The sequence below is a fragment of the Nocardia sp. NPDC127526 genome, from assembly GCF_042672265.1.
Classification (GTDB): Bacteria; Actinomycetota; Actinomycetes; order Mycobacteriales; family Mycobacteriaceae; genus Nocardia.
In genome coordinates this window covers 110,699-125,668 of the sequence record NZ_JBHXVO010000005.1, presented here as the reverse complement: position 1 = coordinate 125,668, position 14,970 = coordinate 110,699, and the positions used below count along the sequence as shown (strand labels likewise).

Sequence of the window (14,970 nt, the reverse complement as noted above, 5' to 3'; positions counted from 1 at the left end):
GTTTAGACCGCCCCCGGAGGTCGGTCTCGAACCCGCTGATCGTACTCGGAGGCTTCGAAGGCGCCATCGCCAAGTGGCGGAAGCTGTCATAACCCTGGCGGCGAGTATCACGGACAGCGGGTGGACGCCGGGCGTACAGTCGGGGTCTGTTCGATGGCCGTCGCACCTGAGGATTGCCGATGAGGGTTCTGAATCGACTGTGCGCCAAGCGGATCAGCGTGATCGTTGTGGCGGTGGCGCTGGGGATCGGGCCGGCGGGGCCGGGGGCGGCGGATCCGGTGGTCGAGGAGCCGGTGGTGGCGGATACGCCGACGGTGGGCACGCAGGTGGATCCGGTGTATGTGGTGCAGAACCTGCTCATGCTGTTGCAGGGGTACGGGCGGGATTGGAATGATCCGGCATTGGTGCAGTTCTGGGCGCAGCATTTCGGGAGTTTGCCGGGGCGGGCGGGGCAGAGTTTGGCGGCGATGCTGGATCCGGGGCAGTACCAGGGGGAAGAGGGGCAGCAGCGGCTGCGGGATACCGTGCAGAAGCTGATCGACAGCACGGTGCATTTCCTGCCGAATCTGGCGGGGGCGCAGCTCGCGCCGGGGGATCCGCGGTATGTGCCGGATTGGAACGGGAACGGGGTGTTCGGGGAGGTTGCGGACAATTCCTTGGATGGTGATGCGCTGGATGTGGATTCGGTGGGGAACGTGGGGGCGGTGGCGCGGTTCCGGTATCCGTGTGTGGAGCCGGGGGATGTGGTGCTGTACGAAACACGGGACGGCGCTTGCGTTTCCGGGGATGCGGCGGGAGCGGAGTTCAGGTTCGGCGAGGCGCGCAAGATTCAGATCGTGAATGCGCGGGGGTTGCGGCTGGCGGCGACGATCATGCTGCCGGAGGAGGCCCTGGGCCCGGAGCCGGGGCGCACCTTCCCGATGACGGTGTTCAGCGATGGGGCGATCGCCTTGCAGTCCACCTATTACGCGTGGTCGATGCAGGCCGTGCGGCGCGGGTACATCGCGCTCACCTATGACGAAGCGGGACAGGGCGCCAGCGACGGCACCGCCTTGGACCTCGTCATTCCGTACAACACCCCGCACTGCTTCGCATCCGGTCCGTGCCGCGATATCGAGGATGTCATGCGCTGGGTGGCGGGCGAGGACATTCTGCCCGCACCCGATACGCAGACCCTGCTGGGCGACACCTCTAGCCTGGTGAATTTCTGGAATACCATGCACATTCCGCGCCTCGGCCAGCGATACGACCCGGCTTACGCTCCAGCGGGCGACAATTCACCCAACCCCATCGAAGACCTGGTCGATACCACCAGGATCGGGGTGTGGGGCCAGTCCATGGGATCCATCGCCACCAGCCACTACCTCTGGTCGGTCGGGCAGGGGAAGGGCATGGACGGCCGCCCGGTGCCGAAACCCGCCGCGGCGGTGCTGCTGTCCGGATTCGAGCCGTCGCTCGCGGATGTGCCGACGCAGATCCAGACTTCCGACAATGACATCCCGGGCCTCACCAGCGGCGGTATCTTCCCGGTCAACGACTTCGACTTCTTCGGCGCGCACATCGGTTTCGACCCCACCGACGGCGCCCTCGGCGGCAAGTCCTGGTACGACTGGATCCGCCGCAACCGCACCGGCACCGCGCCGCTGCAGTTCCTGACCCTGGAGGGCGGCAGCCACTACGACACCGTCGGCGTCGGCATGCTCTTCCCTCGCACCCTGGAATCCTGGCGCACCTCGATCAACTATGCCGTCGACTGGTTCGACTGCAATATCGAGAAAGACGGCGACGCCTGCGCGCGCGTCGTCACCCCCGATCCGGCCATGTCCAAGGCCGTCGCGGTCGAGGTCTCCCCGCAGGGTCCGTCCGGCCCGAGCTACTGCGTGACCGTTCCCACCCAGCAGATTCTGCTCACCTTGCTGCTCGGCCCGCTGAAGACCTTCCTGAGCGGAATCTACGGCGAGCCCGCACCGCAACCCTGCGTCGCGGGCCGCCCGATTCCCTTGTACCCGTGAGGATTCCGCCGGTCAGGCCGCCGAGGTCACCCGGTACACGTCGTAGACGCCCTCCACATTGCGCACCACGTTCAGCAGGTGGCCCAGGTGCTTGGGATCGCCCATCTCGAAGGTGAACTTCGAAATGGCCACGCGGTCACCGGAAGTCGTCACCGCCGCCGAGAGGATATTGACCTTCTCGTCGGCGAGGACCTTGGTGACATCGGACAGCAAACGGGTCCGATCGAGCGCCTCGATCTGAATGGCGACCAGGAACACCGAGGACGGCGACGGGGCCCATTTGACCTCGATGATCCGTTCCGGTTCCGCCCGCAGCGAATCCGCGTTGGTGCAGTCGGTGCGGTGCACGCTGACCGCGCCGCCGCGGGTCACGAAGCCCATGATCTCGTCGCCGGGCACCGGGGTGCAGCACTTGGCCAGCTTGGACACCGTGCCGGGCGCGCCCGGAATCTCCACGCCCGCATCGCCGGTGAGCCGCTGCCGCGACGGCACCGTGGACGGGGTGGAGCGTTCGGCGAGCTCGTTCTCGACATCGCTGACGCCGCCGAGCTGCGCCATGAGCCGCTGCACCACGTGATGCGCCGACACCTGGTTCTCGCCCACCGCGGCGTACAGCGCCGAGATATCGGTGTAGTGCAGTTCGTGGGCCAGCGCCGTCATGGCGTCCACGCTCATCAACCGCTGCAGCGGCAGGCCCGAGCGCCGGACCTCCTTGGAGATCTGGTCCTTACCGGCCTCGAGGGCCTCCTCGCGGCGTTCCTTGGCGAACCATTGCCGGATCTTGGCCTTGGCGCGCGGGGACACCACGAAGTTCTGCCAGTCGCGGCTGGGTCCGGCGTTCTGCGCCTTGGAGGTGAAGATCTCGACGACCTCACCGTTCTCCAGCTGTCGTTCCAGCGCGACCAGGCGCCCGTTGACGCGGGCGCCGATGCAACGGTGGCCGACCTCGGTGTGCACGGCATAGGCGAAGTCCACCGGGGTGGACTTCTGCGGCAGCGTGATCACATCGCCCTTGGGGGTGAACACGAATATCTCGGGCGATTTCAGGTCGAAACGCAGCGACTCCAGGAACTCCGCCGGGTCCGCCGCCTCGCGCTGCCAGTCGAGGAGCTGACGCATCCACGCCATATCGTCGACTTCGGTGGAGTCGTTGGAGTGCTTGCCGCGGGTCTCCTTGTACCGCCAGTGCGCGGCAATGCCGAACTCCGCGGTGCGGTGCATGTCCTGGGTGCGGATCTGCACCTCGAGGGGCTTGCCGTCGGGGCCGACGACCGTGGTGTGCAGCGACTGGTACACGCCGTAGCGGGGCTGGGCGATGTAGTCCTTGAACCGCCCGGCCATGGGCTGCCACAGCGAATGCACCACGCCGACCGCGGCGTAGCAGTCGCGCACCTCGTCGCAGAGGATGCGGATGCCGACCAGGTCGTGGATGTCGTCGAAGTCCTTACCCTTGACGATCATCTTCTGGTAGATGGACCAGTAGTGCTTGGGCCGCCCCTCCACGATCGCCTGGATGCGGCTCGCCTGCAGGGTGTTGACGATCTCGGCGCGCACCCGCGCCAGATAGGTGTCGCGCGAGGGCGCGCGGTCGGCGACCAGGCGCACGATCTCGTCGTACTTCTTGGGATGCAGGATCGCGAACGCGAGATCCTCCAGCTCCCATTTGACGGTCGCCATGCCCAGCCGGTGCGCCAGCGGCGCGATCACCTCGAGGGTTTCGCGCGCCTTCTTGGCCTGCTTCTCCGGCGGCAGGAACCGCATGGTCCGCATATTGTGCAGCCGGTCGGCGACCTTGATCACCAGCACGCGCGGGTCACGCGCCATGGCGATGATCATCTTGCGGATGGTCTCGGCCTCTGCGGCCGCGCCCAGATTGACCTTGTCCAGCTTGGTCACGCCGTCGACGAGGTGCGCGACCTCCTGGCCGAACTCGTTGGTCAGGTCCTCGAGCGCGTACCCGGTGTCCTCGACGGTGTCGTGCAGCAGCGCCGCCACCAGCGTGGTGGTGTCCATGCCGAGCTCGGCGAGGATATTCGCCACCGCCAGCGGATGGGTGATGTACGGGTCGCCGGACTTCCGGAACTGGTGCTGGTGCTTCTCGTCGGCGACATCGAAAGCCCGTTGCAGCAGAGCCAGATTCGCCTTCGGATACAACTCCCGGTGCACGGTGGCCAAGGGCTCGAGCACCGGCTTCACGGCCGCGATCCCACGCTGGCCGGTCATCCGCCGCGCCAACCGCGCGCGCACCCGGCGCGAGGCGGATGTGGGCACGGCGGTAGGGGCATTACGCGGCGGCGTACCACCGGGCTGCGGGGCGGCGGACTCGCCGTTTCCCGATTGCCCGGCATTCGCCTTTTCCAGGTTCTGCGTCATGCCACCACCTCTCCGGCCTCGATCGGGTTACCCTATCGGACCGTTCAACCTCCCAGACCACCCACTTTAGTCCGAGATCCGTTTCGAGAACGGGACGCGGATCCGCCCCGGTCGGGCGCGGGTCGGGGATTGAACGATACTCGCTACCGCAGGCTCTTCGAGGCCGCATTGCGTCCGGATTGCTCCGGGTGCGCGTTCGCACCCGCGAACCGGTCTTCGCACCCCTACCGGCCGGTTCGCACAGCGGTGCGGGAACCCCTATTAATAGGAGTCCCCGCACCCGCGCGCCTCACCCGACCGGGATGTCGGTGAGCCCGTCCGCGGACAGGTCGACCCGGCGGGTGACCCCGATATCGGCGAGGAACCGGGGATCGTGGCTGACCACGATGAGCGCCCCCTGGAAGCTCGCCAGCGCCTCGGTGAGATGCCGCAGGCTCGGCAGATCCAGGTTGTTGGTCGGCTCGTCCAGCAACAGCAGCTTCGGCGCCGGATCGGCCAGCAGCAGCATGGCCAGCGCCGCCCGCAGGCGTTCCCCGCCCGACAGTGCGCCGGCCGCCACATCGGCGTCCCCGCCGCGGAACAGGAAGCGGGCCAATCGGGCCCGGATCTGTTCCGGCAGCGCGTGCGGCGCGGTGGCCGCCACATTCTCGAACACCGACTTGTCCTCGTCGAAGACGTCCAGCCGCTGCGGCAGCATGCGGAAGGGCGCCTTCGGCGATTCGGCGCAGATGCGATGCAGGAGCGTGGTTTTCCCGGCGCCGTTGCGGCCGGTGAGGGCGATCCGCTCCGGTCCGCTGACCTTCAGGCTCACCACCGGACCGTTGGCCAGCACCACCCGCTTCAGATCGATCACGTCCTGCCCCGGATACAACCGGGTGCCGGGCAGATCGACCCGGATCTCCCGATCGTCGCGCAGCTTCTCCCGCGCCTCGGTCAGGACATCCTTGGCATCGTCGAGCTTTCCGATGTGGTTGTTGCGCAGTTTGCCCGCCGACACCTGCGCCTGCCGTTTGCGTTCGGCCATCACGATTTTGGGTTCACGCTTCTGGTCCCACATCTTCTGCCCGTACCGCAGCCGCCGGTCGAGCTTGATCCGCGCCTCGACCAATTCGCGCGCCTGCTTCTTGACGTCGCTGCGCGCATCCCGGACGGCCGCTCGCGCGGCCTCCTGCTCGGCCCCGATGATCCGCTCGTAGGTGCTGAAATTGCCGCCGAACAACCGGATTTCGCCCTGCCGCAGCTCGGCGATGGCATCGACCCGCTCCAGCAGCTCCCGGTCGTGACTGACCGTGAGCACCGTCCCGGAGAACTGCCCCACCACGTCGTAGAGCCGTTCCCGCGCAACCTGATCCAGGTTGTTGGTGGGTTCGTCCAGCAGCAGCACGTCCGGCTCGCGCAGCAGTTCGGCAACCAGGCCGAGCAGCACCGTCTCGCCACCGGAGAGCGTCTCCAGCCGGCGATCCAGCTGCCCGACATCGCCTGCGACGTAATGCAATCCGAGCCGCCCGAGCAGGGCCACCGCGCGCTCCTCGATATCCCAGGCGGCGCCCACGATATCGAAGTCGCTCTCGGCGCAGTCCCCGGATTCGATGCGGTGCAACGCCTTCCGGATCCCGGCGATGCCGAGCACCTCGTCCACCCGCTGCCCGGCCGAGAGCCCGAGATCCTGGCGCAGATACCCCAGCCGCCCGGGCACCGTCACCGATCCGCGCAGCGGGCGCAGTTCGCCGGTGATCAGCCGGAAGAGCGTGGACTTACCGGCGCCATTGCTGCCGACGAGACCGAGATGGCCCGACCGCAGGACGGCGTCGAGCCCGTCGAAGACAGGGGTGCCGTCCGGCCACGCGAAGGTGAGATCGGAAATGGAAACAACAGGAAATGACATGCGGACTCCTACCGGTAAACGCGAAAGAATGCGGCGCGCGATGCGGGCCACTCGGCGGTTTACCTCAGGAAATCAACGCATTGTCTCCGATCAACGGGGAAGTGAACGACATTCACGGTAGCGAACGTGAACGCGACTCTGCAAGTGCGAATCTCGTGTGAGGGCAGTCACGCTCTGCCCGCGCCCCCGAGCGGGCTCGCCGCCGGGGATGCGGCGAGCCGCCCGGGCTAACGGGCTTCGATCGTCACTGCGGGACTTGCCAGCAGCCCAGCGGGGGACCCGGCGGGTAGGTCATGGTGTAGCCCACGGCCGCGCCGATGGCCGCCCCGATCAGAGCGCCCGGCAGCGCGCTGCCGGTGCCGCCGATGACGCCGCCGACCAGCGCGCCGATCAAGGCGTTGCACTGCCGCGTGATCAATTCCTGTTCGGCGGCGTCGACCGGGTCGGCGCCCGGCGGGGCGGTGTTCTCCTGAATGGCGACTCCGGACGGATCGGTCACAGGAAGTCCGTCCGAATCCGCGCCCGCGACGCCGACGGTCAGAAATACGGCGCCGATTGCGAGCACGGCGGTTGCTGTAAATCGTTTGATTCTCATCGCTCCTTCTTCCGTGCTGGTCGGAGCGGCTGTCGCAAACTGATTCCGGCAGCCGGATAGCATTTTCATGCGTATCAAAGCCGGGGGCGATTCATGCCATTTCGAGAAATTCTTAATAGCTCGGGGATTAGGCTGTGACCAGCCGTATCACTGGCCGATACGGCGGGCTTTCATGCCATTGAGCAGCGGCACCTCGGCGACCTTGCCATTGGGTTCGGCATGCAGCATGCGGCCGTTGCCGAGGTAGACGCCGACGGTCGCCGGGCCACGGTCGCCGAAATTGCCGAACACGAGGTCACCGGCCTGGGCTTTGAGCAGCGGGACCTCCACGCCGCGCTCCCATTGCTGTTCGGCGGTGGTGGGCAGGGTGATGGTGCCGCCGCTGGCGGCGAAGACCGCGGCGGCGGTGAATCCGGCCTCGTCGAAGCCGCCATTGCTGGGCCCCTGCGGGCCGCCGCCGCCGAAGACGTAGGGGGTGCCGCGCCAGTCGTTGGCGGCCTCGACGACCTGCGGTCCGAGGTCCTCGTCGGCATCGGGAATGAACCGTCCGCCGCTGCCCATACTGCGGAAAGCCGCTTCTGCCGCAAGGATTCTCGCGACATAGGGGCGGGTCTCGCTGAAGTGGGCGGCGTACTGGTTGGGCATGCCGCCCGAGGCCAGCACCGCGCCCTCGCCGGCGTTGTAGGCGGCCACGGTGAGCTCGGTGAGATCGCCGGTGACCTTGCCCTCCTCGAGCCAGCCCTGCACGGTGGCGGCAATGGTGCACATGTACCGGCCCTGGCCGATGATGGCATCCCCGTCGTCCCAGACGCTGGCGACGCCATTGCCGTCGGCGTCGATGACATAGGGCTGGCCGTCGGGGGCCAGCGAGGCCGCCGTGCCGGGCAGGAACTGGGCCAGGCCCTGCGCGCCGGCCGGGGAGGTCAGGCCGCGGCGGAAACCGGATTCGGCCTGGCCCTGGGCGGCCAGCAGCGAGGAGGAGATCTGCGGGCACAGCGATCCGGCGCGGCGGTACCAGACCTCGAGTTCGGGCGGCACCTTGCCGGAGGCGAGATTGCCGCCGGCGGTGCCGAATCCGTTGTCGCAGTAGGGCGTACTCGGCACGGGCAGGCTGGAACCGCCCAGCCAGGCAATGGGATCCACCTGGGAGCCGCCGGTCAGGCGCCCGCCGGGGACGACCTCGAAATGCAGGTGCGGGCCGGAGGATTCGCCGTCATTGCCGACATTGGCGATGTGCTGGCCCATGGTGACCACATCGCCGACCCGCACGAAGATCTCCGAGGCGTACATGTGCCCGTAGACCGTCGAGTAGCGGCGCGCGCTCTCGTCGAGCGAGTCGATGACGACCCAGTTGCCGAAACCCGACGCCGCGCCGGAGGCGACCACCAGACCGTCGGAGGCGGCGTAGATCGGGGTGCCGGAGGCGGCCGCCATATCGATGCCGAGGTGCCCGCCGCCGCGCGAGCCGAACACATCGGAAATGGTGAAAGTGCCTTCCGCCATGGGGTATTGGCGACGCCCCAGGCTGTTGAGCAGGCCCGCCTCGTTCACCGCGGCATTCTGCGCGGCCAGCGAGACGCTCGGCGGCGCGACGACGGTGGAGGTGGCGGCGGCCGCCTTGATGGTCACCTGCACGCGGTCCTGGTGGTTGCGCGCCGCATCGCCGCGATCCTCGAGGGGCCGCCACTGGATGCCGGCGGCCGCGTCGGGAGTCCAGCTGCGCTGCTTCCAGATCACGTAGTCGACCCCGAACGCGGCGGCGTTCTCCTGGAGGAAGGCCACGATCTGATCGCCCTTGGCCTGATCGTCGCCGACAATGAACTCGACGGCGCGCCCCGCCCGATGATCCGGGTAGTCGTCATCGGGAATGACCCCGCGCATATCCATCATTCCGAAGCGGGCGACCACGCAGCGCAGCGTGCGCAACGCGCCGTCCTGCAAGCCCTCTTCGGCCGGCGATCCGGTGGCCGGGCAGGTGGGTTCGGTGCGCGCGGTGGTGGCCGACGGAATCAGCGGCGTGCCGGGCGCGCAGCCCTCTTCGGTGGCGGGCAGGATGATGACCAGCACGAGGGTCACCAGGGCCAGGGCGGTGCCGAATACCGCGCCGACGAGGACCTTGGGCCTCACGCCCGGACGCTCACGACCGCCGCGGTTATCACCCGGACATCATGCCATGTCTCGCGCCGACGATGAGGTTGCCCGACACGCGCTTTCACCTCCCCCGCGTGTCGCTCGAACGCGCCCGTCGCACCGTTTATTCGGTGACATTCAACGGGCATCCTGGGCATATGCCGTATGTCGCCCGCAACGAGGCCACCGCCGCCCGCATCATCGGGATGGTCGGTGCCGTGTTCGCCCTGATCGAGGGCCTGTACATCTTGATGCTGGTGCTGGATGCCGATCAGACCAATCGGTTCTTCCAGTTCATCAAGTCGCTCGCCGAGCCGCTCGCGCTGTTCTTCCCGGGATTGTTCAAGACCGGCAACGCGGATCTCGACGTCATTCTCAATTACGGTCTGGCGGCGATCTTCTGGCTGATCGTCAGTGGCTTCATCGCCCGGGCCATAGCCAGATAGCGAGCACCGTGCCCGCTACAGGTCGGCGGCGCGCAGATCGAACGCGGTGAGCGCCGCGGCGAACAAGGGCGTGTGCTCGGAGCGGCCGGGATCGTATCCGGTGAGGGCGGCGATGCGGTTCAGGCGGTAGTTCAGCGTATTCCGGTGCACCACCAGCGACTCCGCGGCGGCCACCCGATTCTGGTCGTGGGCCAGGAAGGCGCGCAGCGCGTCCATCAGATGCGGGTGTTCGGCCAGCGGGGCGAGCAGGCCCAGCAGCCAGGCGCTGGCCGGGCCGGGGCGGGCGAACTGATATTGCAGGGCGAGATCGGACATGCGGTAGACGCCGGTCGGGCGGCCCAGGCCCAGCGCCAGGCGGGCGATCTCTCCGGCCTCCTCCGCGCGGGCGGGCACCTCGGAAGCCGCTGCGGCGGTGGCCATTCCGGCAATGACCCGGACTCCGGCCGCCGCGGCGATGCGGCTCACCGCCGCTTCCAGGCGAGCGGGCGATTCGTTCGACGGCACCAGCACCCAGCCGCCGGCGCGGTCCAGCAGGGTCAGCGCCTGCGGGGACAGGGCGTCGATCTCCCCGTGGATGACCCGCATGGCCGGGCGCACGCCGTCGGCGGTGGCCGCGGCATCGGCGGTGCGCAGGGCCAGCACGTGCTGGCCGCCGAGCGGGATACCGAAGCGCTCGGCCAGCAATTCCACCGGTTTGCCCTGCAACAGCGCCTGTGCGAGCGTGCGTTTGGCCTCGCGCTGTTCCCAGTGCAGGTCCTGGCGTTCGCGCAGATACGATCCGGCGACGCCGGGAATGACCGCGCCCAGATACTCGAGTAGCCGCGGCACCGCCGCGAGCAGTTCCTCCCGCCGCCCCTCGCTCTGCGCGGTGGCGGACAGGAAGTTCCAGGCCGCCAGCGCGCCCCGGTGATACACCGACAGCACCGCATCGAGCGGAATGCCTTCGCGCGCACGGCGAACCGCGACATCGATCATATCGTCGAGATCCCCGGCGCGCGGTGCGCGGCCCTCGGTCAGCAGGCGCAGGAACAGCCGCAGATTGTCCTCGGCGCGGTGCACCAGATCCTGTTCGACGATCTCGTGCGGCAGTTGCTCGTAGTCCGGGACGCTGCGCACGACCTCGGCCATGACCGCGCGAGCGACCTCGGGCAGGTTGGCGACGACGAAGTCGGCGAAGGGCAGATCCGGATCCCCCGATGCGGTGTTCACCTTCGACATTGTTGCGGTGAACCAACGAGCCCGCAGCGCAACGACAGAGAACTGGATAATTCCGGCGATCGACTCCCGAAATCCTGTCATTCGAACAAAAGCCGCGCCACAACCCTGATTCCGCGCACAGAGACCGCGACCACCCTCGTCTGAGACGGTTGATGCCCACATCGCCGTGCACGAGAAAGAGATTCGATGACATCACGCAGATGGGGCCGGTTGCTCGCGACCGGTGTCGCCCTGGGCCTGCTGCTGGCGGCGGTTCCGGTGACCGCCGGGGCCGAGCCGGCTCGGGAGGTCGCGATCGAGCCGCCGCCGGCGGTCACGCTGCCACCGGAATTCGACGAGTTCTACGCGCCCGAGGCCGGGCCGGTCGCCGCGGCGCAGCCCGGTGAGATCCTGCGGGCGCGGCGGATCATGCCCGCGTTCTTCGGGTTCGTGCACCTGAATGTGGATGCCTGGCAGCTGCTCTACCGGACCACCAATAGCTTCGGCGAGGCCATCGCGACGGTCACCACCGTGCTGGTGCCCAAGGCGCCGCCGCCGGAGGGCGGGCGCAAGCTGCTGTCATATCAGATCGCCGAGGACAGCGCCGCGCAGTACTGCGCGCCCTCATATGTGATCCAGTCCGGCGCAATCCCTTTCGACTACGTCAATGCCGCCGAGGTGCTCATTCCCATCGCGGCCGGGGTCGGCGAGGGCTGGACGGTGGCGCTGCCCGACTACGAGGGCCCGAAATCCTCCTACGGCACCTCCAAACTGAATGCGCAGACCACCCTCGACGGCATCCGCGCGGTCGAGAACTTCGCGCCCGCGCAACTGTCCGGGCCGGATACCCCGACCGCGCTGTGGGGGTACTCCGGCGGCACCGTGCCCTCCTCCTTCGCCGCGGAGATCGCCCAGACCTACGCGCCGGAGCTGAATATCGTCGGCATCGCCGCGGGCGGGGTCGCGGCGGCCGATTTCGCGACCGCCTTGCGGCACAACAACAGAGGGGTCTACACCGGCCTGGTCATGGGGGTGTTCGCGGGCATCTCCAACGAGTACCCCGAGGTGCGGGAGATGTTGCGCAACAGCATCGTCGATCCGGTCACCCAGGTGCTGCTGGCGTCGAAGCACCTGCTGTGCCATCCCATGGGGACCGCGCTGGTGCCGTTCTACGACTATCTCGGCGCGTTCCAGGGTGATCCGTTCCAGCATCCGGCCGTGCAGCGATTCCTGGCGGAGAACTCGCTCGGGCAGGCCACACCGGATATGCCGATCTACATCTATCACGCGCAGTTCGACGAGATCCTGCCCAATGCGGGCGTGGACCGGCTCGTCGAGAAATACTGCGCCGAGGGCGCGCCCAGCGTCATCTATGAGCGGGAACTCGTGGGCGAGCACATTTCCGGGGTTGCCGCGCAGCTGCCAGGAGCGATCGCATTCCTGCGGGATCGGCTCAATGGCGTGCCCGCGGTGCAGGGCTGTGCGATCAGCAGTCCCACGTTCGTGATGGCGGAGCCGCGATTCTGGCAGACGGCGGCCGACGTGCTGCCGACCGCGCTGGCGGCGTTGCTGGGGCAGGCCATCGGAACCGGCCGCTGACCCGGCCGTTTCGATCGGTGCGCAGCGGGCATCACCCGGATATGCCCTACATGTACCGAACCCGTGAGGGCGCCGGGGCCCGCATTATTGCGGGCGTCGGTGCCCTATTCGCCCTCATCGAGGCGATTTACATTCTCATGCTCGTTTTCGAGGCGGACCAGGCGAACCGGTTCTTCCAAGGCATCAGATCCTTGGCCGAACCGCTCGCACTGTTCTTCCCCGGACTGTTCCACACCGGTGACGACAAACTCGACATTGTCGTGAATTACGGTCTGGCCGCGGTGTTCTGGCTGGTGGTCGCCGGATTCATCGCCCGGCTGCTGGACTGACCGGCGACCGCCGGGTCAGTCCAGCTTGACGATCGATGTCAGCGGGTAATCGCCCTGCCGGTCCCGGCCGCCCAGGAAACTCAGCTCCAGCACCACGGCGGCCGCCACCACCTCCGCGCCGGCCGCCTTGAACAGCTCCGCCGCCGCGGCCAGGGTGCCGCCGGTGGCTAGCACGTCATCGAGCAGCAGCACCCGCCGGCCCGCCAGGTCGATGCCGTCGCCCGGGATTTCCAGTGCCGCCGAACCGTATTCGAGGGTGTACTCGCGCGAGATGACCGGCGGCGGCAGCTTGCCGGCCTTGCGCACCGCGAGGACGCCGGTGCCCAGAACCGCGGCCACGCCCGCGCCCAGCAAGAAGCCGCGCGCGTCCACACCGGCCACCAGGTCCGCGTCCGGCGCGCAGGCGGCGAAGCAGTCCAGCACCGCGCGGAAGCCGTCGGCGTCCGCGAAAACCGGCGTCAGATCGGCGAAACGCACACCCGGGGTCGGGAAGTCGTCGTGCCAGCGGGTCAGCCGCTGCACCGCGTCCGAAGCGCGCGCACTGCGCTCCCCGGCGACCTCGGCGGTCTCTGCCATCTCGTGCTTGCTCATCTGCACCTACTCCTCGTCACCAACGCCGCCACGGCCCTCACCGTTTCAGTACCCAGCGATCCATATTCCATCCCGCACCCGCGCGGGTCGGGCTGGCGATGCCGTTCTCCATGCCGTCGCCGAACGCAATGGTGCGCGGGGTGGCGAACAGCGGGATGGCGGGCATCTCACTCCACAGCAGATTCTCCTGCTCGGTCAGCAGGTTCAGCACGGTGGCCGAATCCTGCTCACCGGCAAGCTGATCCGCGATGGCATCGTAGCGACCATTGCCGAAGCGGCCGTAATTCAAACCCTGCGCTGTGTGCAAGGCCGCAATCGCGTCGGCGCCGGTGAGCGAACCCGACGGGCCGGGCATGGCGGCGGTGCCGCCGAGCACGGCGTCCACCTTGCCCTCGGCCAGCTGGGCGGCGGCGAAATCGGGCGCGCCCGCGTCGACCACATTGATGCCGGCCGCCTTGCAGGACTCCGCGATCATCGACACGGTCTGGGCGCGCCGCTCATCGGGGGCCACGTAGCCGATGCGCACGGTCGGGTTCTGCACGCCCGAGGCTTTGAGCGCCTGTCCCGCCGCCGCGGCGTCCGCGTTCTTGTAGCGGTCGGACGCACCGGTGACCGCCGAGTAGTACAGCGAGTCCTGTTGCAGGGTGCGGGAATTCAGCGGTCCCGAACCGAGCGCGGAGTCGGCGTCGAAGCCCGGATGCCCGAGCTTGTCGAACAGTGACTGCCGGGGCGTGCACAGCGCGAGCGCGCGGCGGGCGTCGGTGGAGCTGAAGACGCCGCCGGTGCTCAGGGTCAGCGTTTCGGCGCCGCGGCCGGGCACACTGCCCCCGCTGAAGCCGTCCAGGCTCACCTCGCCGAGGGATCCGGCGCCGATGTCGAGGACGCCGATCGCGCCGTCGCCGACCTTCTTCTTCAGGTCGGAGTTCTTGTCCCACACCACGATGCGCGGCGTCTTGGCGGCATTGCCCCACCACTTGTCGTTCTTGACCAGGACCAGGCCGTCGTCCTTGCTGAACGACTCGACCCGGTACGGGCCCGAGGACGGCAGCGCGGACAGATCCAGCTTGCCCGGGGTGAGAATCCAGCCGGTGTTCCAGAAGTCGGCGACGCGCTCCATGACGGCCTGATCACCGGTCGTGATGGCCTGCACCAGATTCGGCACCTTGGCCGCCGTGGCGACCACGTGCGCGGGCATGATCTCGGTGGCATTGAACAGCGTCTTCCACGCCGAATAATGCTTGCCCGGACGGAAAGTCACCGTCGCGTCCTTGGACCCGGCCTGGCATTCCACCCGCTCGATATCGCGATAGCCGAGCGTGGAGGCGGCATCGAACATCGGAATCGGGCCGCCCGGACCGGCTTTGGTGAACCGGCCCGAGCGCGCCGCCCAGGCCAGCACCAGATCGTCGCACGAGGTGGGGGTGCCGTCGGAGTAGACGCCGTCCGGATTCAGCCGGTACTGGATGGTCTGCGACTCCCCCGGCACCTCCTTGGCGGTGCCGGTATCGGTGTCGGCCACCGGCTGCCCGTCCGGGCCGGTGTAGAAGAACCCGGTCAGCACGCGCGAGAACACCGCCGCCGCACCGCTATTGGCGCCCAGCGTGCTGCCGCCGTTGTAGCTGGCGACCGCCGTGTCCACGCCGTAGCCGATGGAGGGCACCTGGTTCTTGCCCGCACAACCGGCCAGCGCACCGGCGCCCAGCACCCCCGCCGCGGCCACGATCAGGCCGCGGCGGAGCAGGGCGCGGGGGCCGGCGGTCCGGCCGATCGATTCGTTGTCTCGCCGTCCCACCGTTGTCGACCCCCTGCGCAT

General features: G+C 68.2%; 11 protein-coding genes. 4 read left to right on the top strand and 7 right to left on the bottom strand.

Annotated features, from left to right (window positions below; genetic code table 11):
- Positions 1–179 precede the first annotated feature (179 nt).
- A complete protein-coding gene (locus ACFVIV_RS11620; RefSeq protein ID WP_379195174.1) occupies positions 180–2,012 on the top strand; it encodes a hypothetical protein in 1,833 nt (610 codons plus the stop codon).
- 12 nt (positions 2,013–2,024) lie between these two features.
- Here ACFVIV_RS11620 and ACFVIV_RS11615 read toward each other — a convergent pair whose 3' ends face one another.
- The 4 genes from ACFVIV_RS11615 to ACFVIV_RS11600 all read right to left on the bottom strand — a co-directional run bounded on the left by ACFVIV_RS11615 (position 2,025) and on the right by ACFVIV_RS11600 (position 8,992).
- Positions 2,025–4,385 (bottom strand): RelA/SpoT family protein, encoded by a 2,361-nt coding sequence (locus ACFVIV_RS11615; protein ID WP_379195172.1) that lies wholly within the window; start codon positions 4,383–4,385, stop codon positions 2,025–2,027.
- Positions 4,386–4,674: 289 nt separating this feature from the next.
- The gene (locus ACFVIV_RS11610) at positions 4,675–6,270 is read right to left on the bottom strand and encodes an ABC-F family ATP-binding cassette domain-containing protein (protein ID WP_379195171.1); all 1,596 of its coding nucleotides are present in this window, start codon (positions 6,268–6,270) and stop codon (positions 4,675–4,677) included.
- 244 nt (positions 6,271–6,514) lie between these two features.
- Positions 6,515–6,865 (bottom strand): hypothetical protein, encoded by a 351-nt coding sequence (locus ACFVIV_RS11605; RefSeq protein ID WP_379195169.1) that lies wholly within the window; start codon positions 6,863–6,865, stop codon positions 6,515–6,517.
- Positions 6,866–7,012: 147 nt separating this feature from the next.
- Positions 7,013–8,992: a peptidoglycan DD-metalloendopeptidase family protein gene (locus tag ACFVIV_RS11600; RefSeq protein WP_379195168.1), complete on the bottom strand. Its 1,980-nt coding sequence runs from the start codon at positions 8,990–8,992 to the stop codon at positions 7,013–7,015.
- Positions 8,993–9,090: 98 nt separating this feature from the next.
- Here ACFVIV_RS11600 and ACFVIV_RS11595 point away from each other — a divergent pair, with 98 nt between their 5' ends.
- Entirely contained in the window at positions 9,091–9,441 is a 351-nt protein-coding gene (locus ACFVIV_RS11595) for a hypothetical protein (RefSeq protein WP_379195166.1), read from the top strand.
- Between the two features lie 15 nt (positions 9,442–9,456).
- Here the strand turns inward: ACFVIV_RS11595 and ACFVIV_RS11590 are convergent, their stop codons facing one another.
- Positions 9,457–10,650: a PucR family transcriptional regulator gene (locus tag ACFVIV_RS11590; RefSeq protein ID WP_379195164.1), complete on the bottom strand. Its 1,194-nt coding sequence runs from the start codon at positions 10,648–10,650 to the stop codon at positions 9,457–9,459.
- Between the two features lie 195 nt (positions 10,651–10,845).
- Here ACFVIV_RS11590 and ACFVIV_RS11585 point away from each other — a divergent pair, with 195 nt between their 5' ends.
- Positions 10,846–12,237 (top strand): lipase family protein, encoded by a 1,392-nt coding sequence (locus ACFVIV_RS11585; protein ID WP_379195162.1) that lies wholly within the window; start codon positions 10,846–10,848, stop codon positions 12,235–12,237.
- A 50-nt stretch (positions 12,238–12,287) separates the two neighbouring features.
- The gene (locus tag ACFVIV_RS11580; RefSeq protein WP_379195160.1) at positions 12,288–12,566 is read left to right on the top strand and encodes a hypothetical protein; all 279 of its coding nucleotides are present in this window, start codon (positions 12,288–12,290) and stop codon (positions 12,564–12,566) included.
- 15 nt (positions 12,567–12,581) lie between these two features.
- Here the strand turns inward: ACFVIV_RS11580 and ACFVIV_RS11575 are convergent, their stop codons facing one another.
- Together ACFVIV_RS11575 and ACFVIV_RS11570 are read right to left on the bottom strand one after the other, a co-directional pair.
- Positions 12,582–13,157: an adenine phosphoribosyltransferase gene (locus tag ACFVIV_RS11575; protein ID WP_379195158.1), complete on the bottom strand. Its 576-nt coding sequence runs from the start codon at positions 13,155–13,157 to the stop codon at positions 12,582–12,584.
- Positions 13,158–13,194: 37 nt separating this feature from the next.
- Positions 13,195–14,970, bottom strand: coding sequence for an ABC transporter substrate-binding protein (locus ACFVIV_RS11570; protein ID WP_379195156.1), 1,776 nt, complete (start codon positions 14,968–14,970; stop codon positions 13,195–13,197).

Excerpts from the sequence above, each read along its gene's own strand:
- ACFVIV_RS11620 (WP_379195174.1), top strand. The coding sequence starts at position 180 with ATGAGGGTTCTGAATCGACTGTGCGCCAAGCGGATCAGCGTGATCGTT.
- ACFVIV_RS11615 (WP_379195172.1), bottom strand. The coding sequence starts at position 4,385 with ATGACGCAGAACCTGGAAAAGGCGAATGCCGGGCAATCGGGAAACGGC.
- ACFVIV_RS11610 (WP_379195171.1), bottom strand. The coding sequence starts at position 6,270 with ATGTCATTTCCTGTTGTTTCCATTTCCGATCTCACCTTCGCGTGGCCG.
- ACFVIV_RS11605 (WP_379195169.1), bottom strand. The coding sequence starts at position 6,865 with ATGAGAATCAAACGATTTACAGCAACCGCCGTGCTCGCAATCGGCGCC.
- ACFVIV_RS11585 (WP_379195162.1), top strand. The coding sequence starts at position 10,846 with ATGACATCACGCAGATGGGGCCGGTTGCTCGCGACCGGTGTCGCCCTG.
- ACFVIV_RS11580 (WP_379195160.1), top strand. The coding sequence starts at position 12,288 with ATGTACCGAACCCGTGAGGGCGCCGGGGCCCGCATTATTGCGGGCGTC.
- ACFVIV_RS11575 (WP_379195158.1), bottom strand. The coding sequence starts at position 13,157 with ATGAGCAAGCACGAGATGGCAGAGACCGCCGAGGTCGCCGGGGAGCGC.
- ACFVIV_RS11570 (WP_379195156.1), bottom strand. The coding sequence starts at position 14,970 with ATGCGCAGGGGGTCGACAACGGTGGGACGGCGAGACAACGAATCGATC.